The following is a 25,261-nucleotide window of genomic DNA, read 5'->3' on the forward strand; positions in this document are numbered from 1 at the left end:
CAATGTCAACATTTCATGCTACTACAATTTTTGCGATTCAGCATAACGGCAAATCCGCTATGACTGGAGACGGTCAGGTTACGTTCGGCAACGCGGTTGTTATGAAACATACAGCCAAAAAGGTAAGAAAGCTGTTTGGAGGAAAAGTGCTTGCCGGATTTGCGGGCTCGGTTGCAGATGCTTTCACGCTATATGAGAAGTTTGAGAGCAAGTTGGAAGAATATAGTGGTAATCTGCAGCGTGCTTCAGTAGAGATGGCTAAAGAATGGAGAACAGATCAAGTTCTAAGAAAACTTGAAGCTCTATTAATCGTAATGAACGAAGAGCATATGTTATTGATTTCAGGTACTGGTGAAGTAATCGAGCCGGACGACGGGATTCTCGCGATTGGATCAGGTGGTAATTACGCTCTAGCTGCTGGTCGGGCACTGAAGAATCACGCACCTGAACTCTCTGCAAAAGAAATCGCTCTTGCAGCCTTAAAGACTGCTGGCGAAATTTGTGTTTACACGAATACAGAGATTGTTTTAGAAGAATTGTAAAAAGTAAAGGAGCGGTTGCAATGAACAGTCAATTAACTCCAAGACAGATTGTGGAAAAGTTAGATCAGTATATTATAGGTCAAAATGATGCTAAAAAAGCTGTCGCTGTTGCGCTTCGAAATCGCTATAGAAGAAGTTTGCTCGACGACAAGCTGCGTGATGAAGTCTCACCTAAAAATATTCTGATGATCGGACCTACTGGTGTAGGAAAGACAGAGATTGCTAGAAGATTAGCAAAATTAGCTCAAGCTCCTTTCATTAAACTTGAAGCAACTAAATTCACCGAAGTTGGTTATGTTGGACGTGACGTTGATTCAATGGTTCGTGACCTGGTAGAAACTTCAGTAAGACTTGTAAAAGAGTTAAAGATGAATGATGTAAAGGACAAAGCAGAGCAAAATGCCAACAAAAGACTTGTAGAGCTTTTAGTTCCTGGTAAAAAAACAGAAACGAGCTTTAAAAACCCGTTAGAAATGTTTTTTGGTGGCGGTAATCAAGAGCAAGAGCAAAAACCACAGCAAGATGACGCTGCCGACCTTAGACAGAGACGAAACCAAATGGCGCAAAAGCTGGCGCTAGGGGAGATGGAGGATCATCTTGTTACGGTAGAAGTTGAAGAACAGAACCCTTCAATGCTAGACATGTTCCAAGGTTCAGGCATAGAACAAGTAGGAATGAACATGCAGGACATGATCGGCGGTCTTATGCCGAAGAAAAAGAAAAAACGAAAACTCACTGTTCGAGAAGCTCGTAAAGTATTGACACAAGATGAAGCGGCTAAGCTAATCGATATGGACGATGTTACGAGTGAAGCAGTTTACAAGACCGAACAAACAGGTATTATATTTATAGATGAGATCGATAAGATTGCAGGAAAGAACCAAAACTCTGCGGATGTGAGCCGTGAAGGTGTTCAGAGAGACATTCTTCCGATCGTTGAAGGTTCTACGGTAATGACGAAATATGGCTCGATCAAGACAGATCATATCCTCTTTATCGCAGCCGGAGCTTTTCACATTTCAAAACCTTCAGATCTCATTCCAGAGCTACAAGGAAGATTTCCGATCCGAGTTGAACTAAATAGCTTGTCTGTTGAGGATTTTACACGTATATTAATAGAGCCTGATAATGCGATCATAAAACAGTATAAAGCTCTATTGAGTACGGAAGGTATAAATGTTGAATTTTCTGACGATGCTATTGCTAAGATTGCAAGCATTGCCTATGAAGTGAATCAAGACACCGATAATATCGGAGCACGAAGACTTCATACCATATTGGAGCGCTTATTAGAAGATCTATCTTTTGAAGCGCCTGATATCAGCTTAGATCAAATTACCATTACACCCGAGTATGTAGAAGAAAAACTGGCTAACATCGCAAAGAACAAGGATCTGAGCCAATATATATTATAGGATGCAGTAGGAGGAAGAAATACAATGAATTTATTGAACAAAGCAAGAAGTATCAACTCGATGCTTCAACAAACAGGTGGAAAACAAGTAAACTTTAAAGAGATGGCTGAAACACTTAGCACGGTGATTGAAGCAAATATTTTTGTAGTCAGTCGTCGTGGTAAACTGCTAGGCCTCGCTCTTAAACAAGAAATTGAGAACGAGCGTATGAAGAAGATGATCGAGGATCGTCAATTCCCTACAGATTACACGAAAAATCTTTTCAACATTACGGAATCTCTTTCAAACATTGATATAGAGAGCGATTATACGGCATTTCCTGTTGAAAACAAAGACTTGTTCTCTACAGGATTAACGACGATTGTACCGATCGTAGGTGGTGGTGAAAGATTAGGAACTCTTATTCTTTCTAGACTGTCTACATCTTTCGAAGAAGATGATCTTGTTCTTGCTGAGTATGGTGCTACAGTAGTTGGAATGGAGATCCTTCGCGAGAAAGCGGAAGAAATCGAAGAGGAAGCTCGTAACAAAGCTGTTGTACAAATGGCTATAAGTTCATTATCTTACAGTGAGCTTGAAGCAATCGAACACATTTTTGAAGAATTAGAAGGAAACGAAGGATTACTAGTAGCAAGTAAGATTGCAGACAGAGTGGGCATTACTAGATCTGTAATCGTAAATGCGCTTCGTAAATTAGAGAGTGCTGGTGTAATTGAATCACGTTCTCTAGGTATGAAGGGTACTTATATCAAAGTGTTAAATGATAAGTTCTTGCTTGAACTTGAAAAGCTTAAAACTTCATAATTATTAATAATCAGAACCAGCTCTGTATAACCAGAGCTGGTTTTTTTTGTTTATTAAAAATGACTGTTTACGTATACATTGTTGCTTTCCGAAAGTAGTTGATTTCCGCTCCAAGTGCTTCGCTTTCCGCTGGGCAGCCGGTGAGCCACATTCGTACGTTTTACTCTTAAGTGTTTCACCTGTCTAGTTGCAGTGGCTAGCCCCTCGAGGTCAAAAGCTAAATGGTCAAGAAGGCAAAGTGCGTCTTCCAAGCCCGTCCTACTTTTACTTGTCGAGGCTGAACAAGCCACTTTCACTATGAGGACTGCCGGCCAGTCCTAGCCTAGAATCTCACACCTTCCACTACAATCAACTGTCATAGGGGTAAATAAAAAAAGCAAAAACCTTTTAGAAAAGAGCCTTTAAAAAAGACTGCTTATAAGAATGTTTGCTTATAGCGGGAAAGATTTACTCCTATGGTTTAAATCAGCGATTTTTTATACGAAGATTGACGAAGATTGATAGTAAAAATCTTTAAAAAAGGAGTATTAAAATCTTCTAATATCTGATAAATAGAAATACTCAACAGACTTATTTGTGAAAAAATTGTATATTAAATGCAAACGTGGTAAAGAGGTACCAAAAACCGTATAAATATAGGGATTTTATTACTATTTTTAAAATTAGGCATAAAGTCACGGTCGAAATATAGTCCTTTCTATCGAAAAAAGTCAGTTTGGGAAAAAATACATAGACACTTTTTGGATAAATCACTTAAAATATGATGGTGAGGTAAGATTTAACATAAATTGAAACTTCTATAGTAAAAAAGAGGGAAGTGGTGGACTTGTTCTCTAGTTCAGTCATGAAAAACCTTGAGATGGCATTAGATGGATCAGCATTAAAACAAAAGACCATTTCAAATAACTTGGCTAATGTGGACACACCTGGATATAAAGCAAAAGAAACTGTTTTTAACCAGGAACTCAAAAAAAGCTTGCAGGCACATCGAACAGATCAGCGTCATTTTTCATTCGGTACTGAATCATCATCTTCTTTTCATGTGAAAGAGAAAACGAATACTGTGATGAATCATAATGGAAATAATGTTGATGTAGATAAAGAGATGGCAGAATTAGCAAAGAATCAGCTTTATTATCAGACACTTGTACAGCGGATTAATGGAAAGTTTAATTCAATTAAGATGGTTGTTAAAGGTGGGAGATAAATATGGGAGTTTTTGATGCAATGAATGTATCGGCATCCGGTTTAACCGCTCAACGGCTTAGAATGGATGTTGCTTCCTCTAATATGGCAAATGTCGATTCGACACGTGGGGAATTTAAAAACGGTGTATGGGAACCGTATCGACGCAAAATGGTCGTGTTAGGTGCGGGTGAATCTAGTTTTAAAAACATGTTTAATAAGGCTGTCAATAATGGGAAAATGTCTGGTGTTAAAGTAAATGGAGTAGTCAATGATCAAACGCCATTCAAAACGGTTTATCAACCTGAACATCCTGATGCGAACGAAGAAGGATTTGTTCAACTTCCAAATGTAGACCCACTAAAAGAGATGGTCGATTTAATGAGTGCAACTCGATCTTATGAAGCAAATGTTACTGCATTAAACGCAGCAAAAGGCATGTACTTAAAAGCATTAGAAATTGGCCGTTAGGGGTGTTGAAACATGGACAAAATTTCAATCGGTTCACTTCAGAATATTAGTAACCCTACATCGGTTGCAAAAGTGACACCATATGAAGCTCAAGAAGATTTTAAAAGCTATCTAAAGGGAGCTTTAGATACGTTAAGTGAAACGCAAGCGCAATCTAATCAAGCTACTCAAGGTTTGATGAACGGAAACATGGATAATCTTCACCAAGTGATGATTACTGCCGAAAAAGCAAGTGTAACGATGCAAACGACTCTTGAGATTCGTAATAAAGTTGTTGAGGCCTACCAGGAAATTATGAGGATGCAAGTATAGGCTCTGTTATATAATTCGATATTAGCATTCGATTTTGGGGGTATCTATTAAAAATTTTTATTGCGTTTATCGGGGGAAAAAATGAAAGAGAAATGGAAAAACATCATCAAGCAAACGACAGAGCGCTTTAAAGCTCGTTCTAATGTACAAAAGGGATTTATTCTCGGAGGAATCTTTCTAATTATCGCAGCTTTTATCTTTGTAACCATCATGATGTCAACACCTAACCTTGTTCCTTTGTATTCAAATCTTTCCCCTCAGGAAGCAGGTCAAATACAAGAGAATTTAAATAGCAAAGGTGTGGCAAACGAAGTACAAGATGGCGGCAAAACCATACTGGTTCCCGAAGAACAAGTGAATAACCTGCAAGTGCAGCTAGCTGCAGAAGGATTGCCTGAAAGCGGAAATATTGATTTCTCATATTTTGGTGAAAAATCAGGTTTTGGAATAACAGACAAAGAGTTTGGTGTTTTAGAAAGAGAAGCGACACAGACAGAGATTGCTAGTTTAATAAAGAGCATCAACGGGGTTGAAGATGCGAGCGTTATGATTACCCTTCCTGAAAGCAGTGTGTGGGTGAACCAAGAAGAAGAAAAAGCTTCAGCATCTGTTGTCCTTTCCTTAGGAACGGGAGCAAAATTAAATGAAGACCAAGTAAAAGCACTCTATCATCTCGTTTCAAAGAGTGTGAGTAACCTTCCTATGGAAAATATAGTTATTACGGATCAATACTTTAATTATTATGATTTGAATTCTGTGCACTCTACTGCTTCAGCTTCAAAATACGATGAGCAAAGAAAGATCAAGCAGGATGTTGAAAGAGACTTACAACGAAGAGTTCAACAGATGTTATCTACCATCATGGGACAAGGTAAAGTAGTTGCTACAGTGACAACAGATATTGACTTTACGGAAGAAAAACGTGAAGAGAATATTGTAGAACCAGTTGATAAAGAAAACATGAAAGGCATCGAAGTAAGCGTTGAGCGAATAAGAGAGACGTTTACTGGAGAAGGTGCAGGAGCAGGTGGAGTCGCAGGAACGGGTGATCAAGAGGTAACTAACTATCCAGGTTCAGCTGCTGGTTCAAACGGAGACTATGAAAAAGTAGAAGAACGTATCAATAACGAAGTGAACAAGATTCGTAAAGAAATTGTGGAAAGTCCTTATGAGATAAGAGATCTAGGTATTCAAGTAATGGTGGAGCCACCAACTCCTAACAAACCAGAATCGTTACCACAAGAGAGATTAGATGATATTGAACAAATATTGAGTGCGATCGTAAGAACAAGCATCTCTAAAGATATTAATGGAACATTATCTGAAGATGATATTCAAGAAAAAATATTTGTATCTGCACAGCCGTTCAACGGCAAACAAGAAACAAGCAAAGTGTCTACAGGTATTCCATTCTGGATCTACATTGTAGGTGGCATCTTATTAATCGTCATTGTTCTATTAATCTTCCTGCTGTCTCGAAAAAGAAGAACAGAGATTGAAACCAAGATTGAAGAATTCGAGATGGATGAGCCGCAAGAGTCTTACTATGTACCTGATGTAAACCAAGAAAAAGGGTCAGAGGGAACAGTTCGTAAGGAACAATTAGAACGAATGGCTAAAGAAAAGCCAGAAGAATTCGCCAAGCTAGTAAGAACTTGGCTTTCAGAGGAGTAAGGAGGTAACGAACGATGGCAAAAGGCATGAAAGAACTATCTGGTAAAGAGAAAGCGGCAATCCTCGTTATCTCTTTAGGTCCTGATGTGGCTGCCCAAGTATATAAACATTTAAGTGAAGAAGAAATTGAGAGATTAACACTTCAAATCTCACAAGTTAGAAAAGTAGATTCAACGTTAAAGGATGAGATTATCACACAATTTCATCAGTTAGCTCTTGCGCAAGATTATATTACCCAAGGTGGAATCGGCTATGCGAAGACGGTACTTGAGAAAGCGGTAGGTAAAGACGAAGCGATGCAGATCATCAATCGTTTGACTTCAACGTTACAAGTAAGGCCGTTTGACTTTGCTCGAAAAGCTGATCCGGGTCAAATATTAAACTTCATTCAAAACGAGCATCCGCAAACGATTGCTCTGATCTTATCTTACTTGGATTCTTCACAGGCTGGTCAAATACTTTCTGAACTTCCGCAAGAGATGCAAGCTGATATTGCGAAAAGGATCGCATTGATGGATCGAACATCTCCTGAAGTGATCAATGAAGTGGAACAGATTTTAGAAAGAAAGTTATCTGCTACCGTTACACAGGATTTCACACAAGCTGGTGGAGTTGAAGCAGTTGTCGAAGTGTTAAACGGTGTAGATCGAAGCACCGAACGGACAATCTTGGATGCGCTTGAAATTCAAGATCCTGAGTTAGCGGAAGAGATCAAGAAACGAATGTTTGTATTTGAAGATATCGTTACACTTGATAATCGCGCAATTCAAAGAGTTATTCGTGAAGTGCAGAACGAGGATCTACTTCTTGCTTTACGTGCATCCAGCGAGGAAGTAAAAGAAGTGATGTTCAATAATATGTCGCAGCGTATGGCTGAGAACTTTAAAGAAGAAATGGAGTTTATGGGACCTGTTCGACTTCGTGATGTTGAAGAAGCTCAGTCTAGAATCGTTGGAACCATCAGAAGACTTGAAGAAGCCGGTGAGCTCGTGATTGCTCGAGGCGGAGGAGATGATGTGATTGTCTAAAGTCATAAAATCTTTTCACAATCACAATGAGAAGGCTGAAACAAATGAAGTTGTAATAGGTATTCAAGCACTCTCAATATTTACAACGAGAAATCTTTTAGAAGATGAGGATGAAGAGTCGAAGGTCATCTCTATAAAAAATCAAGCGTATAACCTGCTTGAAGAAGCTAAGAGCGAAGCAGCTTCTATAACAAAGGAAGTAGAAGAATACAAGGCGGCACAAATACAAAGATTAGCTGACGAAGAGGCTTCTTGGAAAAAGAAGTTGGAAGCGGCTTACGAACAGGCGAAGAATGAAGGATACGATGCTGGCTTTCAAAATGGTTTAGAGCAAGGACACCAAAGCTGGGCTTCGCAATTACTTGAAGTGAAGAGTTTTATTGATACGTTAAGGAGCGACTACCATAACATCTTAAGTGAAGCCGAACCACAGATGGTCATCCTCGCCATGGCAGCGGCGGAAAAAATCTTAGGCGAAAAGCTACAAGAAACACCTGAAACGTGGATTTCTATCGTAAAACAACTTGTAAAAGAAGCTAGAGAGTTTGAAGAGATCAAGCTATACGTTCCACCGCAATGGTTTGAACTCACGCTAAATTACCGTGAAGAACTAAAGAACATGCTTCATTCTACAGCGACTCTTTTCATCTATCCAGACGAGAATTTGACTGAGAATGGTGCAGTAATCGAGTTTCCTTTTGGAAAGATCGACGCAACACTCGACGTCCAGCTAAAAGAGATCAGAGAAAAACTGCTAGAACAACTTGAGGTGTCAGATCAATGAACGTGGAACATATGATAGAATCCCTTCAATCAATCGATTCCTATAAGAAATATGGAAAAGTGATTCGGGTTGTGGGGCTAATGATTGAATCTAAAGGACCTAAAACGTCAATCGGTGATGTCTGTTATATACACACGGGGAACAACAAGCAAAGAATCAAAGCAGAAGTAGTTGGCTTTCAGGAAGAGAATGTCTTATTGATGCCATTTACGTTTGTAAAAAATATTGCAGTTGGCAGTTTAGTAGAAGCAACACATCGTGCGTTAGAAATAAAAGTAGGACCTTCTTTGATCGGAAAGGTACTTGATGGTATGGGAGTTCCATTGGATGGCTCTCCTCTGCCTCGCGGGTTGTTTCGTTATCCGTCAGAGAACGAGCCACCGAATCCGATGGATAGACCACGAATTCATGAAAGTATTCAGCTCGGTATTCGGTCGATCGATAGTTTGTTAACGGTTGGAAAAGGCCAGCGGGTGGGTATTTTTGCCGGAAGTGGAGTGGGTAAGAGTACGTTGCTCGGTATGGTGGCACGTAATTCTACAGCTGACCTTAACGTTATCGCTCTAATCGGTGAACGAGGACGCGAAGTTCTTGATTTTATTGAACGAGATCTTGGTGAAGAGGGTTTAAAGCGATCTATTGTAATCGTTGCTACTTCAGATCAACCGGCTTTAATGCGGATAAAAGGGGCACTGACGGCAACGAGCATCGCTGAATATTTTCGAGACCAAGGCAAGAACGTCATGTTGATGATGGATTCGGTAACTCGCGTTGCAATGGCTCAGCGTGAGATCGGGTTAGCTGTTGGAGAACCACCAACAACAAAAGGATACACACCGAGCGTATTCGCGGTTCTTCCGAAATTATTAGAACGTTCTGGAACAAATAAGAACGGAACGATTACAGCTTTTTACACCGTTTTAGTAGATGGAGATGATTTCAACGAACCAATCTCAGATACTGTTCGAGGGATTCTTGATGGACACTTTATCTTAGATCGAAACTTAGCCAATAAAGGGCAGTTTCCTGCAGTAAACATTCTCAAGAGTATTAGCAGGGTTATGAACGATATCGTTCCAAAAGAACATCGGCAAGCTGCTGAACGTCTCCGAGAACTTTTGTCAGCCTACGTCGAAGCAGAAGACTTGATCAACATTGGGGCATATAAGAGGGGATCCTCTAAATCAGTGGATGAAGCGATTCAGATGTATCCTAACATTCTAGCGTTTCTAAAACAGCAAGTAGATGAAGATGTCAGTTATGAACAAGCTCTCGAGCGGCTGTTGATCGAGTTTGGAAAGGATGAAGGTTGATGTCATTCCATTTTTCTATGGAAAAAGTTTTGTCTGTTAAACAAAAAGAGAAAGAATCGATTGAACAGGAATTAGGAGAAGCTGTACATGCGTTCGAAAGCATCGCAGAAGAGATATACAGCCTTCTGAAAAGGAAAGAAGACATCGAGAACCAATCGAATTATACATTTCAGCAGAGAATCGTAGTAAATGATCTGCAGAATACACAGCGTTTTCTGTTATCCATGACGAATAAGATCAAAGAATTACAACCGTTATTACAAAGAGCAAGAGAGAGAATGCAAGTTATCCAACAAAGGTTATTACAGCAGACGATTGAAGTGAAAAAATACGAAAAGCTAAAAGAAAGACAGCTCAGCGCATATAAAGTGGAAGTTGCTTCTTATGAGAATAAGCAGAACGACGAATTTTCAGTATTGCGTTTTGCGAAGTCGTAAATTCGGGTGATCAGATGAAACAGAACGAAAAATCCAGCAGAATGGTTTGGTTTTTATTAGTAATCTTCGTACCTTTTGTTTTTGCACTAACCGTATTCGGTATCGTTCTGTCGTTCATGGGAGTGGACGTATGGGAAGAAGCAAAAAACACTGGTAAAAACATACCTGTTATCAAAAATGTTTTTAGCGAAAAGTCCGAAGTAGCTGTAACGAACAATGTTCAAGAGAATCAGTGGAAAACAAAGTTAGATGAACAAGAAGATTACATTAAAATACTATCTGCTGATCTGCAAAAGAAAGAGAAAGAAGTAACAGATCTAAAAAGCAATATTGCCCTATTAGAAAAGCAAGTCGAAGATGCAGAAACAACGGTAAAAGATGAAGAGAATGAGCAATTAAAGAAGTTATATGAAGCAATGTCAGCAAAAGATGCTGCAGCCGTAATGTCGGAGATGAACAACAATCAAATCATGGGCATCCTAACACTTTTACAATCTGAAACGCAGGCTGCGATCCTTGCCAAACTCGATGCAAAACGTGCAGCAGAACTTACGGTACTCATGTCAAACAAGTCTCTATAAAAGGAGGTGTAAACTTGCAATTAATGATTTCGCAGCCAGCTGTATCAGGAGCACAGACTTCACCAGTATCAGTTTCTTCGCAAAAAGGAAACGGTATAGATTCTCTCTTTTCTCAACTGTTAGCATCTTCTGGTGTCGAGAGTGAACAGCTTCCTGAAGATCTAGGAGATATGATCGCTAGTATCTTAGGGGGCGTTGAGGGGCTTGAATGGAATTCTGATCTATTAAATAACGAAAACGTTCAATCATTATTAAGCGAACTGCCACCCGAAATGAAGGAAGTTATTGAAAAGCTTCTTGAAAGTGAGATTGATTTCTCAGACATTGCTGTAAATCCTACTCCGGAAATGAAACTAGCGTTGTTATTGCAGTTTGCTTTTAGCAAAGAGACAGGTCCATTATCTCAAAAAGACCAGAAGCAGATCACAGAAATAATTGGACGATGGTTTCCAGGAGTGAAGCTAGATCAAAAAGATTCTATAACAAAGCAAACAGAGCAGATTTTTGGAGAGTTAAAAAAGCTTCTTAGCGAGTCATCAGATAAAGATAAGAATACGTTCTTAAAAGTTTTTGAAACACTATCAGCCGAGAAAAAGGTAAAAAGTTTTGCTGATCATGCATTTCAACGGTTCGTACCGACAAAATTGATCGAACAAAATGTGTCCGCTCCAAAGGAACTTCAAACGGTACAAGCTCCACTTTCTCCTCTAGAGCAATGGACGTTAAAGGTACCTGTTTCGGAAGGAGAAGGACAAAAAGAGCAATTTGTTCGTGAGGTTCAACAGATTATTTCAAGAGGAAAGCTGTTCGTTACGGAATCTGGATTTACGAAGATGCAGATACAATTAACACCTGAACAACTCGGCAAAATTGAGATACATCTTATCCAAAAACATGGTGAGATCACAGCAAAAATCATTGCATCTAGTCAAGGTGCGAAAGATGCCTTGGAAAGCCAGCTCACACAATTGAAACAAGCTTTCACAAGTCAAGATATAGACTTTAAAAAGATCGATGTCTTTCTAAATGGAGACGAACAGACCTTTGATTTCCGTGATCAAAATAATCAAGATCATGAAGATCAAGAGCATGCAGATGAGAACGTATCTGAGGATGAGAAATCCGATCATCTATCATTTGATGAACAATTATCGCAAGTGGTATTAAACGAAAAGGTGTGATGAGTGATGACCAAGATCTCTGAAGATCTTATGCTTTCTAATTATCAAGCAAAAACAAAGCAAACAGGTTCTAACATCTTAGGAAAAGATGATTTTCTAAAAATTTTAATCACACAGCTTCAAAACCAAGACCCTACAAGTCCGATGCAAGATCGTGAGTTTATCGCACAGATGGCTAGCTTTTCTTCACTAGAACAAATGACAAACATGAATCAAACAATGCAGCAATTCCTATCGTTTCAAACAGAATCTTCATTACTACAACAAAGCCAGATGATTGGTAAACAAGTAACCTACGAAACGGAAACCGTTGACGCAGGGGGGAACAAAAAGATAGAAGAAAAAGAAGCTGTAGTGAAATCTGTTTTGTTTGAAAAAGGATCTGTCATGTTGGAAATGAGTGATGGAACAAAAATTACAAGTTACCAAGTAATTAAAATATCGGATTAGGCAAAGTGAGGAGGGGAAAACATGAGCGAACGTATACACGCTCATCAATTGTACCAGCCGATGCTTTACCCGAAACATCGACAGCAGAAAAATACAGATCAATCTTTTCAGTCTGTTTTTCATAAAGAGCTTGAGAACCAACTCACGGTTAGTAAGCACGCTCAAAAAAGACTGCAAGATAGAAATATTAAGATATCAGAAACAAGCTGGAACAAGATAAGCGAAAAGGTGATCGAAGCTGGACAAAAAGGCATTAAAGACTCATTAGTGATCATGAAGAATGTCACGCTTGTTGTGAATGCGCCAAATCAAACCGTGATTACAGCGTTAGATCGAAACGAAAGTACATCTCAGATCTTTACAAACATCAATGGTGCGATCGTCATAGACGAATAAACGAGCTGGACCTTTACAGGAGGCTCACAAAACTGCCGATTGATAGACGCAGTTAATAAACCAAGTAAGGGAGATAAAAACAAATGTTACGTTCTATGTATTCAGGAATCAGTGGTATGAAAAACTTTCAGGTGAAGTTAGATGTAATCGGTAATAACATCGCAAATGTAAATACGTACGGATTTAAAAAAGGCCGTACAACTTTTAAAGATCTTGTGAGTCAGCAGATTGCTGGGGCGAGTGCTCCAACTGCTGGAGCTGGGGGAAGAGGTGGAGTTAATCCAAAACAAGTAGGACTAGGCTCGCAATTGGCTACAATCGATACAGTGCATACTCAAGGTAGTTTGCAAAATACAGCTAGACCACTTGACTTAGGGATTTCTGGAGATGGATTTTTCAAATTAATGTCAGGTACAGAGGTTACTTATACTAGAGCCGGAAATTTTTATCTAGATAAAACAGGGCAAATCGTAAATGCAGATGGAAAATTTTTATTAGCTACAGGTAATGCAAAGATAACTATCCCCCCTGATGCAAAAAGTTTTAGTGTGGGGGCAGATGGAACTGTAAGCTTTATAAATAATGCAGGTGTTCTTACAACAGCTGGCCAAATTGAACTTGCAAAGTTTGCAAATAATGAAGGTTTGGAAAAAGCAGGAGGTAATGAATATAGAGAGAGCACTAACTCTGGAAACCCATTACCATCCACTCCAGGCGGAACTGGCGGTGCAGGCACACTAGTAGCAGGTGCTCTCGAAATGTCCAACGTAGACTTATCTGAAGAGTTCACTGAGATGATTGTTGCACAGCGTGGATTTCAAGCGAATACAAGAATCATTACAACATCTGATGAGATCCTTCAAGAACTTGTGAACTTAAAACGTTAACGTGAAGGGAGGTAGGGGTGAGCTGGAAAAGGCTTAACTCCGAAACTCATGATTTCATTAACACAACTAAATGGCAATACGTTTACACTGAATGCGATCTACATCGAACAGATTCAATCATTTCCAGATACTACCGTCACTTTAACAACAGGCAAGAAGTTTGTGGTCAAAGAAAGTGAAGAAGAAGTGACTAAATTAATTACAGGTTTTTATAGAAATATTACGCTATTGCCACTAAGTCAGAAAAAGGAGGGTCTGTAGTTGGGGAAAAATAAAGCGATAACCATCATGCTTTCCATGCTTGTAGGGATAAGTCTTATCGGTGCAACAGGTTATTACGGATTTAAACAATTCTCGCCGAAAACAGAAGCTTCTGAACCAACAGCAGAAGAACTGGACAAGCTATTGGTCGAAACCAACGAAATGTCAACAAATCTTGCGGATCAGTCTTATGTGAAGATTCAGTTCAAGATTCAAGCAAATAATAAAGATGGTAAACATGAACTTGAAAAAAGATTGTTTCAAGTTAATAACTTGATCATATATGAAATCTCGAGTAAAAAAACAGAAGAACTGTCTGGTCAAAAAGGATTAATTTCCTTAGAGAACAAATTAAAAACAGAGATAAATAAGATTATGCAAGACGGGAAAGTAGTCAGAGTCTACACAACTCAAAAGATCATACAATAATTCATTAAAAACCGCATGAAAAGAGGTGAGACTCTTGGTTGATGTTTTGTCGCAAAACGAAATAGATGCTCTTCTCTCAGCGCTTTCCACAGGGGAGATGAATGCAGAAGAGCTAAAAAAAGAAGAGTCAGAAAATAAAATAAAAGTTTACGATTTTAAAAGAGCACTTCGTTTTTCGAAAGAACAGATTCGTAGTTTAACAAGAATACATGAAAATTTTGCAAGACTATTGACTACTTATTTTTCGGCTCAACTTAGAACGTACGTCCAAATCGGTGTAGCGTCAGTTGATCAGCTTCCGTATGAGGAATTCATTCGTTCTGTTCCAAAGATGACGCTTTTGAATGTGTTTGAGGCACATCCGTTTGAAGGGCGTATATTAATGGAAGTCAATCCGAATATCGCTTATGCCATGCTTGATAGAGTGATGGGCGGTAGCGGCGCTGGAATGAATAAGATCGAGAGTTTAACTGAGATCGAGACAAGAATCATGAATCAATTATTTGAAAACACACTTGATAATTTTAAAGAAGCATGGACAAGTGTCATTGAAATAGAACCATTTATGGTCGACTTGGAAGTGAATCCTCAATTTTTACAGATGGTTTCTCCGAATGAAACGGTAGTGGTGATCTCATTAAATACGATGATTGGCGATACGAGTGGAATGATCAACATTTGTCTTCCTCATGTGGTCTTAGAACCTATAATACCAAAGCTATCTGTACACCATTGGATGCAAAATAAAACAAAAAGAAATCTTGGAGAGTCCGAATTTATTGAAAAAAAGATAAAGAATACTTTTTTGCCTATTCAAGTTGAATTAGGTTCTTCAGATATGTCAATAGAAGAGTTTCTAAACTTATCAATTGGTGATTGTATAGAACTCGATCAACGGATTAATTTCCCACTTGTAATTAAAGTGGAAGATCATCCAAAGTTTTTTGGGCAACCCGGAAAAATAAAGAAAAAGCTTGCCGTACAAATTATTGAAACCATTAAGGAGGATGAGCATCAATGGTAAGTGGAGATATGCTATCACAAGACGAGATTGATACTTTGCTGAATGGTGGAAGTCCTTCCTCGTCCGGAATGACCGAAAATGAGGAATACCTTTCATCAATTGAACAAGATGCTTTAGGAGAGATTGGTAATATTTCCTTTGGCAGTGCTGCAACTGCGCTTTCTACTCTATTAAATCAAAAGGTAGAAATTACGACGCCTACTGTAACAGTCGTTAAAAGAACAGATTTAAAAGATGAATTTCCTATTCCGCATGTTGCGGTCCAAGTTACATACACAGAAGGCATTGAAGGGGCTAACTTGTTAGTGATCCGCAAGACAGATGCACAGATTATTGCAGATTTGATGCTTGGCGGTGAAGGCACAAATCCTTCTCCTGATTTTGGAGAATTGCAACTAAGTGCTGTTGGTGAAGCAATGAATCAGATGATGGGATCAGCTTCTACTTCGATGTCTACGATCTTTAATAAAAAAGTAGATATCTCTCCACCTAAAATTGATTTTTTGGATATGGAATCAAACACGAGTTTGATTCCTGACGAAGAGATTTTAGTAAAAGTTTCATTCCGACTTAAAGTGGGTGAACTGATAGATTCGAATATCATGCAGCTCATTGACGCTGAATTCTCAAAGGACCTTGTACATAAGTTGATGAATCCTGAACCAGTTGTTGAAAAAGAACCAGTAGCAGATCATGTACCACATGAAGAAGTTGCTCAACCAACTGCACCGGTAGATCAATATCAAGAGCGTCCTATTAGTGAGCCAAGAAATGATCATCAGCCTGCTTATCAACCGCAGATGAGAGACGTTTCCATCCAGCCGGCAAGCTTTTCAGACTTTGGAGATTATGAGACGAACCAAAGAGATACGAAGAATTTAGACATGCTGTTAGACATTCCACTGCAAGTAACAGTTGAACTAGGAAGAACGAAAAAAACGATTAAAGATATTTTGGAAATGTCTCAAGGTTCGATCGTAGAGCTCGATAAACTAGCTGGTGAACCAGTTGATATCTTTGTGAATCAAAAGATGATCGCAAAAGGCGAGGTTGTTGTTATCGATGAGAACTTCGGAGTTCGTGTAACTGAAATTTTAAGCCAGCGTGATCGTTTAGAAAAATTGAAATAATTATCGGAGGTAAGTGAAATGGGAGAACGTATTTTAGTTGTTGATGATGCAGCGTTTATGAGAATGATGATCAAGGATATTTTAGTTAAGAATGGATTTGATGTTGTAGGTGAAGCGGCAGATGGTGCACAAGCGATTGAGAAATTCCAAGAATTAAAACCAGACTTAGTTACGATGGATATCACGATGCCTGAGATGGACGGTATATCCGCTTTAAAAGAGATCAAGAAAACAAACCCTGATGCAAAAATTATCATGTGTTCAGCAATGGGTCAGCAAGCAATGGTAATCGATGCGATTCAAGCTGGGGCAAAAGATTTTATCGTTAAGCCGTTTGCAGCTGACCGTGTAATCGAAGCGATCAAGAAGACTTTAGGATAAGCGTTTCATGTATCGATGGTTAATTAGTTTTTTTGCAGCAGTTTGTCTTGCGCTTGTACCATTAAGTGTACAAGCGGAAGGCAGCGGTTCAGGGAAAAGTGTTTATGACACTATAAATAGTTCGGATCAAAAGGGCGAGAAGGAAAAATCACCAGCAGATAGTAGCCCTGTCGATTCTAAGAGCGAAAGCACATTTATGATGCTCGTCAAGCTCGTGTTTATGCTTGGTATCGTTCTAGCGATCTTGTTCTTTGTCTTACGATTTATTCAAAGAAAATCTGTCAGTTTTCAAGACGGGAAAAACCTTCAGTCTCTAGGAGGGATTGGAATTGGACAGAACCGTTCTGTACAACTGATCAAAACGGGTAATTCTGTCTTGGTAGTAGGTGTCGGTGATTCGGTAACACTTCTAAAAGAGATTACAGATGAAGTTGAAGTTCAGATGATACTCGATCAGCGTCCGTCTCAAAATGTTTCAAGTTTGACTGACCAATTGAAAGTAAAGTGGATGAAAAGTAGAAACGAAGAGTCGAGTAAGAACTCAAACCAAACGGGAACAAAGGATCAGACTAAAACATTTAAGAATATGCTTCAATCTATCGTCCAAGATAAGAAGAATCAGCAAAAAGAACTTCAGAGAGTGCTAGAGAAAGGGAAACATCATGAATGAATTTATTCCTGGATTAGACTTGGATTTTATTAATAATAGCGATCCAGCGAACATGGAAACTACGATTCAGCTGTTGCTGCTCTTAACAGTCCTTTCGCTTGCTCCAAGTATCTTAATTCTTATGACTTGTTTTACGAGGATCATTATTGTCTTATCCTTCGTCAGAACTTCACTGGCAACGCAGCAGATGCCACCTAACCAAGTTCTGATTGGGATTGCATTATTCTTAACTTTCTTTATCATGGCGCCAGTGATGCATGAAGTTAACAAAGAGGCTGTTCAGCCGTTAGTAAAAGGTGAGATCTCTCAGGAAGAAGCGTTTGACAAAGGAAGTCTTCCCATTAAAGAGTTTATGGCAAAGCATACTCGACAAAAGGATCTTATGCTGTTTATGGAATATTCAGGTGCAAAGAAGCCAGAAAGTATTAAAAATATCCCTTTAACGACACTTGTTCCAGCTTTTGCTATAAGTGAACTAAAAACAGCCTTTCAGATTGGATTCATGATTTTTGTACCATTCTTGATCATTGATATGGTCGTCGCGTCTATTTTAATGGCTATGGGGATGATGATGCTGCCGCCCGTTATGATATCACTGCCATTTAAGATCTTGTTATTCGTACTGGTTGATGGCTGGTACCTCATCGTTAAATCATTGCTATTAAGCTATTAGGACAGGTGGAAACATGGATTCTCAATTTGTAATTTCTTTAGCAGAAAAAGGGGTATACATGACCTTGCTTTTGTGTGGTCCGCTTATGCTTTTAGCCCTGATTGTAGGTTTGATCGTCAGTATTTTTCAAGCAACAACTCAGATTCAGGAACAAACACTCGCTTTTATACCAAAGATTGTTGCTGTGTTAGTAGGACTTGTGTTTTTCGGACCTTGGATGCTTTCACAAATATTAGGTTTCACATCAAATATCTTTCAAAATTTACACACTTATATAGGATGATGAAATGGTAGATTTAGTTGCATTCCCTGCTTTTTTATTAATCCTAACTAGAGTATCGGCATTTTACTTAACAATTCCTGTGTTTTCCAATAAAAATTTACCTGTCATGCATAAAATCGGATTATCATTATTTTTATCTTGGATCATGTTGTACGCGATTGACCCAAAACCAATTCCGTTAGATGCTACCTTTTTTCTATTAATTATTAAGGAAGCGATGGTAGGACTATCCATCGGATTTATTGCAGCGATTGTTTTCTACGCTATTCAAGTAGCTGGGGGATTTATTGATCTACAGATGGGTTTTGCGATTGCAAACGTGTTTGATCCGCAAACCGGCATTCAGACTCCATTGATGGGTAGATATCTGTATACGTTTGCGATTCTGTTCTTGTTAGCAACAGATGCGCATCACATGTTACTTGATGGAATCTTTTATAGCTATCAATTTTTACCCATTGATTCAGCGATTTCTAATTTTGGAGATGGCGGGATTACGAGATTTGTACTAAGTGTGTTCTCAGGTATGTTCTTAGTTGCTCTGCAGATGGCGATTCCTATCGTTGGTACGTTGTTTCTAGCCGATCTAGCACTTGGAATCGTAGCAAGAACCGTACCACAGATGAACATTTTTGTTATCGGTCTGCCGGTTAAGATTTTAATTGCACTTGTATTGTTTTTAGTAGTAATGCCCGCGTTCTTTGTATCTGTTCAGATGCTGGTCGGACAGATGCGTGACAGCATGATTAACTTAATGGAATTGTTAGGGGCGGCATAATTTGATGAGATATCCAATTACTTTACAATACTTTTCAGGAGAAAAAACAGAAAAAGCAACACCGAAAAAAAGACAGGAGAGCAGAAAAAAAGGTCAGGTAGCCAAAAGTGCTGACATCAATGCTGCACTTGTGCTGTTTGCATCTGTTATGTTTCTTTCCTTCATGGGGAGCTGGATGGGTCAAAGATTGCTTCATCTCTTCGCCTATAGTTTAGATAAGAAACTTCTTTATAACGTGACGGAATCTAGTATTCCTAAGCTGTTTTGGGAACTTTCGCTTGAAGTTGCAATAATCATAGCTCCCGTAATGATCGCCGCTATGATCGCTGGTGTCTTAGGGAACTATTTGCAGGTAGGATTTTTATTATCAACAGAAGCGATTCAAATGAAACTTGAACGGATCAATCCTTTATCCGGATTTAAGAGAATCTACTCGGTACGTGCTCTAGTAGAACTATCAAAATCAATGCTTAAGATTCTACTTATCGGTGGTGTGACTTTTTTTATTCTTTGGAGTGAACGCGATATCTATTTAAGAATGAGCTTAGTGAGCATTGAATCGTCTCTTCCTGTCTTTGGAGGACTTGCGGTCAAAATGGGTTTTGCAGCTTCACTCGTTTTACTTTTTCTTGCGTTTCTTGACTATATGTACCAAAAATACGATTTTGAAAAAAATATTAGGATGTCTAAACAAGATATTAAAGACGAATACAAAAAATCTGAAGGTGATCCTAAGATTAAAGGGAAGATCAAGGAAAAACAAAGACAGATGGCTATGAGGCGAATGATGCAAGAAGTGCCTAAAGCGGATGTTATCATCACAAACCCTACACATTATGCGATCTGCTTAAAGTATGACGATAACAGCATGGATGCTCCAGTTGTTGTGGCAAAGGGAGTGGATCTTATCGCTCAACGCATCAAAGAGATCGCAAAAGAGCATAACGTAGCGGTTGTAGAAAACAAGCCTCTAGCAAGAACACTGTACGCCCGCGTTGAGATCGGGCATGTGATTCCTGAAGATCTTTTTAAAGCAGTAGCTGAAATTTTAGCCTTTGTATACCGTGTAAAGAACAAAGCGTAAGGAATGAATAGGAGAGTTAACAGATGAAAGCTAGAGACATGAGTGTTTTAGCGGGCGTTATTCTTATTATCGCCATGCTCGTCATACCAATGCCAACGTTTATGTTGGACTTCTTAATCATAACGAATATATCTCTGGCACTTTTAATCATATTAATTGCCATGAACACAACACAGCCTCTCCAATTTTCTATATTTCCGTCATTGTTATTGTTAGTGACGCTTTTTAGACTAGGGCTAAACGTTTCGACAACGAGGAGCATCCTTTCAACAGGAGATGCAGGAAACGTTGTGCATACTTTCGGTGAATTTGTTGTTGGTGGAAATATACTTGTTGGTATCGTCGTATTTTTTATTCTTATTATCATTCAATTTATCGTAATTACAAAAGGATCTGAACGTGTGTCAGAAGTAGCTGCAAGATTTACACTCGATGCGATGCCTGGTAAGCAGATGAGCATTGATGCAGACTTAAACGCTGGTATGATTTCAGATCGGGAAGCGAAAGAAAGACGTGAAACGATCGAACGCGAAGCAGATTTTTACGGAGCGATGGACGGAGCGAGTAAGTTTGTTAAAGGTGATGCTATTGCTGGTATTATCATCGTCTTGATCAATATGTTGTTCGGAATCATCATCGGGATGCTTCAGATGGGCCTTAGCTTTGGTGAGAGTGCAGAATTGTTTACAAGAATGACCGTTGGTGATGGATTAGTATCGCAGATTCCAGCGCTGATCATTTCTACAGCGACAGGAATTATTGTGACACGTGCGGCATCAGAAGGAAACTTAGGGTTTGATATTAGCAAACAATTGCTTGCTTATCCGACCATGCTTTTTGTTGCCGGAGGAACGATCATCATGCTTGGATTATTCACTCCGATCAATGACTTTTTTACGCTTATGGTAGGAGGAATATTAGTGATCGGCGGTTATCTTCTATTAAAAGCTGAGCGTGAGCAAAAAGAAAAAGAAGAAGTGGTGGAAGAAGATATTCAAACCGAACAGCTTAAAAGCCCTGAATCTGTCGTGAACCTTCTGCAGATCGATCCGATCGAATTTGAATTTGGCTACAGCCTTATTCCATTAGCAGACACTTCGCAAGGTGGTGACCTGTTAGACAGGATCGTTATGATCAGAAGACAGCTTGCTTTAGAACTTGGAATGATCGTACCGGTAGTAAGGATAAGAGACAACATCCAGCTTCAGCCGAATGAATACAGAATCAAAATTAAAGGCAGTCAAGTCGCAAAAGGTGAGTTGCTGCTGGATCATTATTTAGCGATGAGTCCAGGTATCGATAATGAAGAGGTACAAGGTATTGATACGATGGAACCGGCATTCGGTCTTCCAGCCATCTGGATCGGTGAAGAGATGAAAGAGCGAGCTGAATACTCAGGATACACAGTTGTAGATCCGCCATCAGTAGTCTCGACTCATTTAACAGAAGTGATCAAAAAACATGCACACGAATTGATTGGCAGACAAGAAACGAAACAACTTGTGGATCACTTAAAAGAATCGTATCCTGCCATTGTAGAAGAAGTAACCCCGGATGCACTAACGATCGGAGAAGTACAAAAGGTGTTATCTAAACTTTTACGAGAGCGAATCTCGATACGAAACTTAGCAGTAATCTTTGAAACATTAGCAGATTTTGCAAAAATGACTAAAGACACAGATCTATTAACAGAGTATGTAAGACAAGGCTTATCTAGACAGATCTCAAAAAGCTATACGAATGAAAATGAACCGCTGCATGTTATCACGCTTGGCGGTTCGGTGGAAAAGAAGATAGCTGATGCTGTTCAGCAAACCGAACATGGCAATTATCTGTCACTAGATCCTCAAGATTCTCAAGTGATCTTTGATAGCATTACAACTGAACTTGAATCTGGACAAAGTTTTGATCAATCTGTTGTCCTCTTATGTTCACCAGCTGTAAGAATGTACGTAAGGCAACTGATTGAGCGTTATCTTCCGGATGTTGCGGTTTTATCATATAACGAATTGGAACCTGAGCTTGAAGTGAAAAGTGTAGGGGTGGTGAACATCTGATGAAAGTGAAGAAGTATACAGCACATAACTTGCCAGAAGCTATGAAATTAGTAAGAGCCGATCTTGGCAGTGGTGCAGTCATTTTAAATACGAGAGAGATTCAAGTTGGAGGTTTTTTCGGATTCTTTACTAAGAAGAACGTTGAAATTTTCGCTGGATTAGATCAAGACGTAGATTATCACCAAACAAAGCATCATAACAAGAATATTGTGAAAGAACAGCAACCTGTGTTTCAAGATGAGGAACTGACGAAGGAAATTCGTCAACTAAAGAAGATGGTTCACACTTTGACCGTGCAATCAAAATCTTCAGATGATAGAGCACCATTTGTTAAAGAATGGGAAACTTTTCTTTTAAATCAAGAAGTAGATGTAAAAATAATGGAAGAACTTATTCCTGCTTTATCAAATAAATACGAAAGTCTCGATGAAATGGAGCGAGACAATTATGACTGGAATACGTGGATCGGCCATTATTTAAGTGCAAGAATGGCAAAAAGTGAGTTTGGTGGCTTTCATTATGAATCGAAATTTTTAAACTTGATCGGACCTACGGGTGTTGGTAAAACAACGACGATAGCTAAGATTGGAGCAAAAGCGGTTTTAAAAGACGGAAAGAAAGTCGCGTTTATTACAACAGATACTTATCGGATCGCAGCTATCGACCAACTAAAAACGTACGCTGAAATATTAAACATTCCATGTGAAGTCGCTTATACGGCTGATGATTTTAAGAAAGCTAAAGAAAAGTTTATAGATTATGATCTAGTTCTCGTAGATTCGGCAGGCAGAAATTTCTTAAATCGTTTTTATATCGAAGAACTACAACGTATCATTCATTTTGATAAAGATATGAAAAACTATCTCGTCCTTTCTTTAACTTCAAAATATCTGGATATGGAGACCATCTATAGTCAGTTTAAGAGTTTACCGGTTCATAAGGTGATTTTTACGAAGAAAGATGAAACGAAGACGTACGGTTCTTTATTAAACCTTGCAATCTTAAACAATGTACCAATCGGCTATGTTACGAATGGCCAGAACGTTCCTGATGATATGTTTGAGGCAGATGCGGATGAACTTGTTCAAACGCTATTAAAGGAAAAGTCACAGCATGCTTGATCAAGCGAGTAGTCTTCGAAAACAGTTGGTTTCTGCCTCGTCAAACAGTGCAAGAGTAATCTCTGTAGTCAGTGGTAAAGGCGGAGTTGGTAAAACAAATGTTACGGTGAATCTTGCCCTTTCTTTGGTTCAGATGAGAAAGCGCGTTTTAGTACTAGATCTTGATATAGGTATGGGAAATGTAGATTTAATCCTTGGCAGAAGATCTCCCAAGCATATGATGGATATGCTACAGAATCAATTATCTGTATGGGAGATCATTGAAGAGGGGAAAGACGGACTTCATACGATTGCTGGCGGGAGGAATTTCGGTTCTCTTACAAGCATTACGGATGATATGTTGGTACATTTCATGAAACAACTAGAAGAACTAGAGAGATTTTATGATTATATTTTTTTAGACATGGGTGCAGGCGCGACACAAACAGCTTTAAAATTTGTGCTCTCAAGCCACGAGGTATTGGTGATCGCAACTCCTGAGATCACCTCACTAACAGATGCCTATTCAATGATGAAATTCATTTATATGAAAGATAAGGACCTTCCCTTCTACTTAGTCATCAACCGATATGAGAATGCAAGAGAAGGAAGAGAAACGGTTGATAAACTAAGTCATGTTTGTAAACAATTCTTACAAAAAGAACTGATCTGTTTAGGTAAAATACCGATGGACCAGAATGTATTACATGCTGTGAAGAAACAGATTCCCTTTTCTATTTATAAACCATCATCGATAGCATCCAGGGCTGTGTATCAATTAGCGGAAACTTATGTGGGTGCGGTGAAACAGCATGAAGTGTCTTATAAGTCTTTCATCGGTAAGTTAAAGTCATTTTTTAGAGAAAGGTAGATGCTGCATGAAACAGATCAGAGTGCTAATTGTGGATGATTCTGCCTTTATGAGGAAGCTGATCAAAGAGTTCTTAAGTGAAGATCCAAGAATTTTGGTGATCGATACAGCAAGAAACGGACAAGAAGCTATTGATAAAACACTTAAGTTAAAACCAGATGTTATTACGATGGATGTTGAAATGCCTATACTAAATGGCATTGACGCCGCAAGAACGATTATGAAGAGTTGTCCTGTTCCAATCATCATATTATCAAGTACAACAAAAGTTGGTGCACAAAATACGATTCTAGCTATGGAAGCAGGAGCTATTGATTTTATCGCTAAGCCATCTGGGGCCATCTCGTTAGATTTACATAAAGTGAAGAATAGTTTGATAGAAAAAGTTATCACTTCTTCTAAAGCTAATATCGTAACAAAAAAAGCTGTATTACCTTATAAACTTGAAGACAATGTGCCTAAGAGAACTTTAAAGATAGAGCACAAAGATAAACTCGTTTTAATAGGTACATCGACTGGCGGTCCGAGAGCGTTACAACAAGTAATCACTAAGCTTCCTAGAGACCTGGATGCACCCGTTGTTGTCGTACAACATATGCCGGCAGGATTTACGAGATCATTAGCAGATCGATTGAATTCGTTATCCAACGTTAGTGTAAAAGAGGCGGAGGATCATGAGCTGTTACAAAAAGGTTATGTTTACATCGCACCAGGTGGTTTTCATGTACGACTCTACGAAAAAATAGGACGGTTGTACGTTTCTTTACACAAAGATGATCCCGTAGGGGGACATCGACCAGCAGTTAACGTACTGTTCAGTTCTGCTAGCAAACTTAAAGACTATCAAAAGGTAGCTGTTATTATGACTGGAATGGGATCGGACGGCACGGATGGGATCGTAGATTTAAAAGAAGCGGGTTCGACGGTAGTTATTGCGGAGGCAAAAGAATCCTGCATCGTTTATGGGATGCCAAAAGCCGCGGTGCTTACTAAAAAGGTAGATGAAGTTGTTCATTTAGAGTCAATTGGATTAGCTATTCAGAACCATTTGTAAAATAGG

At 39.0% G+C, this 25,261-nt stretch carries 30 protein-coding genes; all 30 read left to right on the plus strand.

Annotation, left to right across the window (positions count from 1 at the left end; genetic code table 11):
* Positions 1-2 precede the first annotated feature (2 nt).
* The 30 genes from hslV (at position 3) to I5J82_RS05880 (ending at position 25,255) form a co-directional block, all read left to right on the plus strand.
* Positions 3-542 (plus strand): ATP-dependent protease subunit HslV, encoded by a 540-nt coding sequence (gene hslV / locus I5J82_RS05735; protein ID WP_198767028.1) that lies wholly within the window; start codon positions 3-5, stop codon positions 540-542.
* Between the two features lie 20 nt (positions 543-562).
* A complete protein-coding gene (gene hslU, locus I5J82_RS05740) occupies positions 563-1,957 on the plus strand; it encodes an ATP-dependent protease ATPase subunit HslU (RefSeq protein WP_198767029.1) in 1,395 nt (464 codons plus the stop codon).
* Positions 1,958-1,981: 24 nt separating this feature from the next.
* On the plus strand, positions 1,982-2,761 hold the full coding sequence (gene codY / locus I5J82_RS05745) for a GTP-sensing pleiotropic transcriptional regulator CodY (RefSeq protein ID WP_066393642.1): 780 nt from the start codon (positions 1,982-1,984) through the stop codon (positions 2,759-2,761).
* A gap of 820 nt (positions 2,762-3,581) precedes the next feature.
* Positions 3,582-3,968, plus strand: coding sequence for a flagellar basal body rod protein FlgB (flgB, locus tag I5J82_RS05750; protein WP_198767030.1), 387 nt, complete (start codon positions 3,582-3,584; stop codon positions 3,966-3,968).
* A gap of 2 nt (positions 3,969-3,970) precedes the next feature.
* Positions 3,971-4,417: a flagellar basal body rod protein FlgC gene (flgC, locus tag I5J82_RS05755; RefSeq protein WP_198767031.1), complete on the plus strand. Its 447-nt coding sequence runs from the start codon at positions 3,971-3,973 to the stop codon at positions 4,415-4,417.
* Positions 4,418-4,429: 12 nt separating this feature from the next.
* Positions 4,430-4,729, plus strand: coding sequence for a flagellar hook-basal body complex protein FliE (fliE, locus tag I5J82_RS05760; protein ID WP_153238548.1), 300 nt, complete (start codon positions 4,430-4,432; stop codon positions 4,727-4,729).
* A gap of 81 nt (positions 4,730-4,810) precedes the next feature.
* Positions 4,811-6,403 carry a flagellar basal-body MS-ring/collar protein FliF gene (gene fliF / locus I5J82_RS05765; protein WP_198767032.1) on the plus strand — a complete coding sequence of 531 codons (1,593 nt, stop codon included), beginning with the start codon at positions 4,811-4,813 and terminating at the stop codon, positions 6,401-6,403.
* A 14-nt stretch (positions 6,404-6,417) separates the two neighbouring features.
* Positions 6,418-7,431, plus strand: a complete 1,014-nt coding sequence (gene fliG / locus I5J82_RS05770; RefSeq protein ID WP_066393658.1) for a flagellar motor switch protein FliG — start codon at positions 6,418-6,420, stop codon at positions 7,429-7,431.
* Complete coding sequence (gene fliH, locus I5J82_RS05775; protein ID WP_198767033.1) at positions 7,424-8,215, plus strand: flagellar assembly protein FliH; 792 nt, start codon at positions 7,424-7,426, stop codon at positions 8,213-8,215. The genes fliG and fliH overlap by 8 nt, the downstream gene beginning before the upstream one ends.
* A complete protein-coding gene (gene fliI / locus I5J82_RS05780) occupies positions 8,212-9,528 on the plus strand; it encodes a flagellar protein export ATPase FliI (protein ID WP_198767034.1) in 1,317 nt (438 codons plus the stop codon). The genes fliH and fliI overlap by 4 nt, the downstream gene beginning before the upstream one ends.
* Positions 9,528-9,965 carry a flagellar export protein FliJ gene (fliJ, locus tag I5J82_RS05785; RefSeq protein WP_198767035.1) on the plus strand — a complete coding sequence of 146 codons (438 nt, stop codon included), beginning with the start codon at positions 9,528-9,530 and terminating at the stop codon, positions 9,963-9,965. The genes fliI and fliJ overlap by 1 nt, the downstream gene beginning before the upstream one ends.
* Positions 9,966-9,979: 14 nt before the next feature.
* Positions 9,980-10,546, plus strand: a complete 567-nt coding sequence (locus I5J82_RS05790; RefSeq protein WP_198767036.1) for a MotE family protein — start codon at positions 9,980-9,982, stop codon at positions 10,544-10,546.
* 23 nt (positions 10,547-10,569) lie between these two features.
* On the plus strand, positions 10,570-11,727 hold the full coding sequence (locus I5J82_RS05795; RefSeq protein WP_233096572.1) for a flagellar hook-length control protein FliK: 1,158 nt from the start codon (positions 10,570-10,572) through the stop codon (positions 11,725-11,727).
* Positions 11,728-11,733: 6 nt separating this feature from the next.
* A complete protein-coding gene (gene flgD / locus I5J82_RS05800; RefSeq protein WP_198767038.1) occupies positions 11,734-12,177 on the plus strand; it encodes a flagellar hook assembly protein FlgD in 444 nt (147 codons plus the stop codon).
* A 21-nt stretch (positions 12,178-12,198) separates the two neighbouring features.
* Positions 12,199-12,573 (plus strand): TIGR02530 family flagellar biosynthesis protein, encoded by a 375-nt coding sequence (locus tag I5J82_RS05805; RefSeq protein WP_198767039.1) that lies wholly within the window; start codon positions 12,199-12,201, stop codon positions 12,571-12,573.
* Between the two features lie 83 nt (positions 12,574-12,656).
* Complete coding sequence (flgG, locus tag I5J82_RS05810) at positions 12,657-13,460, plus strand: flagellar basal body rod protein FlgG (RefSeq protein WP_198767040.1); 804 nt, start codon at positions 12,657-12,659, stop codon at positions 13,458-13,460.
* Between the two features lie 48 nt (positions 13,461-13,508).
* Complete coding sequence (locus I5J82_RS05815) at positions 13,509-13,721, plus strand: flagellar FlbD family protein (protein WP_198767041.1); 213 nt, start codon at positions 13,509-13,511, stop codon at positions 13,719-13,721.
* A complete protein-coding gene (fliL, locus tag I5J82_RS05820; protein ID WP_198767042.1) occupies positions 13,722-14,150 on the plus strand; it encodes a flagellar basal body-associated protein FliL in 429 nt (142 codons plus the stop codon). It begins immediately after the preceding gene.
* Between the two features lie 34 nt (positions 14,151-14,184).
* Positions 14,185-15,174, plus strand: a complete 990-nt coding sequence (fliM, locus tag I5J82_RS05825) for a flagellar motor switch protein FliM (protein ID WP_198767043.1) — start codon at positions 14,185-14,187, stop codon at positions 15,172-15,174.
* Positions 15,168-16,304 (plus strand): flagellar motor switch phosphatase FliY, encoded by a 1,137-nt coding sequence (fliY, locus tag I5J82_RS05830; protein WP_198767044.1) that lies wholly within the window; start codon positions 15,168-15,170, stop codon positions 16,302-16,304. The genes fliM and fliY overlap by 7 nt, the downstream gene beginning before the upstream one ends.
* Positions 16,305-16,322: 18 nt before the next feature.
* Positions 16,323-16,685 carry a response regulator gene (locus I5J82_RS05835; protein ID WP_197127729.1) on the plus strand — a complete coding sequence of 121 codons (363 nt, stop codon included), beginning with the start codon at positions 16,323-16,325 and terminating at the stop codon, positions 16,683-16,685.
* A 7-nt stretch (positions 16,686-16,692) separates the two neighbouring features.
* The gene (locus I5J82_RS05840; protein WP_198767045.1) at positions 16,693-17,355 is read left to right on the plus strand and encodes a flagellar biosynthetic protein FliO; all 663 of its coding nucleotides are present in this window, start codon (positions 16,693-16,695) and stop codon (positions 17,353-17,355) included.
* Positions 17,348-18,028, plus strand: coding sequence for a flagellar type III secretion system pore protein FliP (fliP, locus tag I5J82_RS05845; protein ID WP_198767046.1), 681 nt, complete (start codon positions 17,348-17,350; stop codon positions 18,026-18,028). Before I5J82_RS05840 ends, fliP begins: the two co-directional genes overlap by 8 nt.
* A 13-nt stretch (positions 18,029-18,041) precedes the next feature.
* A complete protein-coding gene (gene fliQ / locus I5J82_RS05850; protein ID WP_066393686.1) occupies positions 18,042-18,311 on the plus strand; it encodes a flagellar biosynthesis protein FliQ in 270 nt (89 codons plus the stop codon).
* A 4-nt stretch (positions 18,312-18,315) separates the two neighbouring features.
* Entirely contained in the window at positions 18,316-19,089 is a 774-nt protein-coding gene (fliR, locus tag I5J82_RS05855; protein WP_198767047.1) for a flagellar biosynthetic protein FliR, read from the plus strand.
* 4 nt (positions 19,090-19,093) lie between these two features.
* The gene (gene flhB / locus I5J82_RS05860; RefSeq protein ID WP_198767048.1) at positions 19,094-20,173 is read left to right on the plus strand and encodes a flagellar biosynthesis protein FlhB; all 1,080 of its coding nucleotides are present in this window, start codon (positions 19,094-19,096) and stop codon (positions 20,171-20,173) included.
* A 23-nt stretch (positions 20,174-20,196) separates the two neighbouring features.
* A complete protein-coding gene (flhA, locus tag I5J82_RS05865) occupies positions 20,197-22,230 on the plus strand; it encodes a flagellar biosynthesis protein FlhA (protein WP_198767049.1) in 2,034 nt (677 codons plus the stop codon).
* Positions 22,230-23,351 (plus strand): flagellar biosynthesis GTPase FlhF, encoded by a 1,122-nt coding sequence (gene flhF / locus I5J82_RS05870; protein ID WP_198767050.1) that lies wholly within the window; start codon positions 22,230-22,232, stop codon positions 23,349-23,351. Before flhA ends, flhF begins: the two co-directional genes overlap by 1 nt.
* Positions 23,344-24,201 carry a MinD/ParA family protein gene (locus I5J82_RS05875; RefSeq protein ID WP_198767051.1) on the plus strand — a complete coding sequence of 286 codons (858 nt, stop codon included), beginning with the start codon at positions 23,344-23,346 and terminating at the stop codon, positions 24,199-24,201. The genes flhF and I5J82_RS05875 overlap by 8 nt, the downstream gene beginning before the upstream one ends.
* Positions 24,202-24,208: 7 nt before the next feature.
* The gene (locus I5J82_RS05880) at positions 24,209-25,255 is read left to right on the plus strand and encodes a protein-glutamate methylesterase/protein-glutamine glutaminase (protein ID WP_198767052.1); all 1,047 of its coding nucleotides are present in this window, start codon (positions 24,209-24,211) and stop codon (positions 25,253-25,255) included.
* The last annotated feature ends 6 nt before the right edge of the window (positions 25,256-25,261 follow it).

Source organism: Fictibacillus halophilus (assembly GCF_016401385.1).
GTDB classification, from domain to species: domain Bacteria; phylum Bacillota; class Bacilli; order Bacillales; family Fictibacillaceae; genus Fictibacillus; species Fictibacillus halophilus.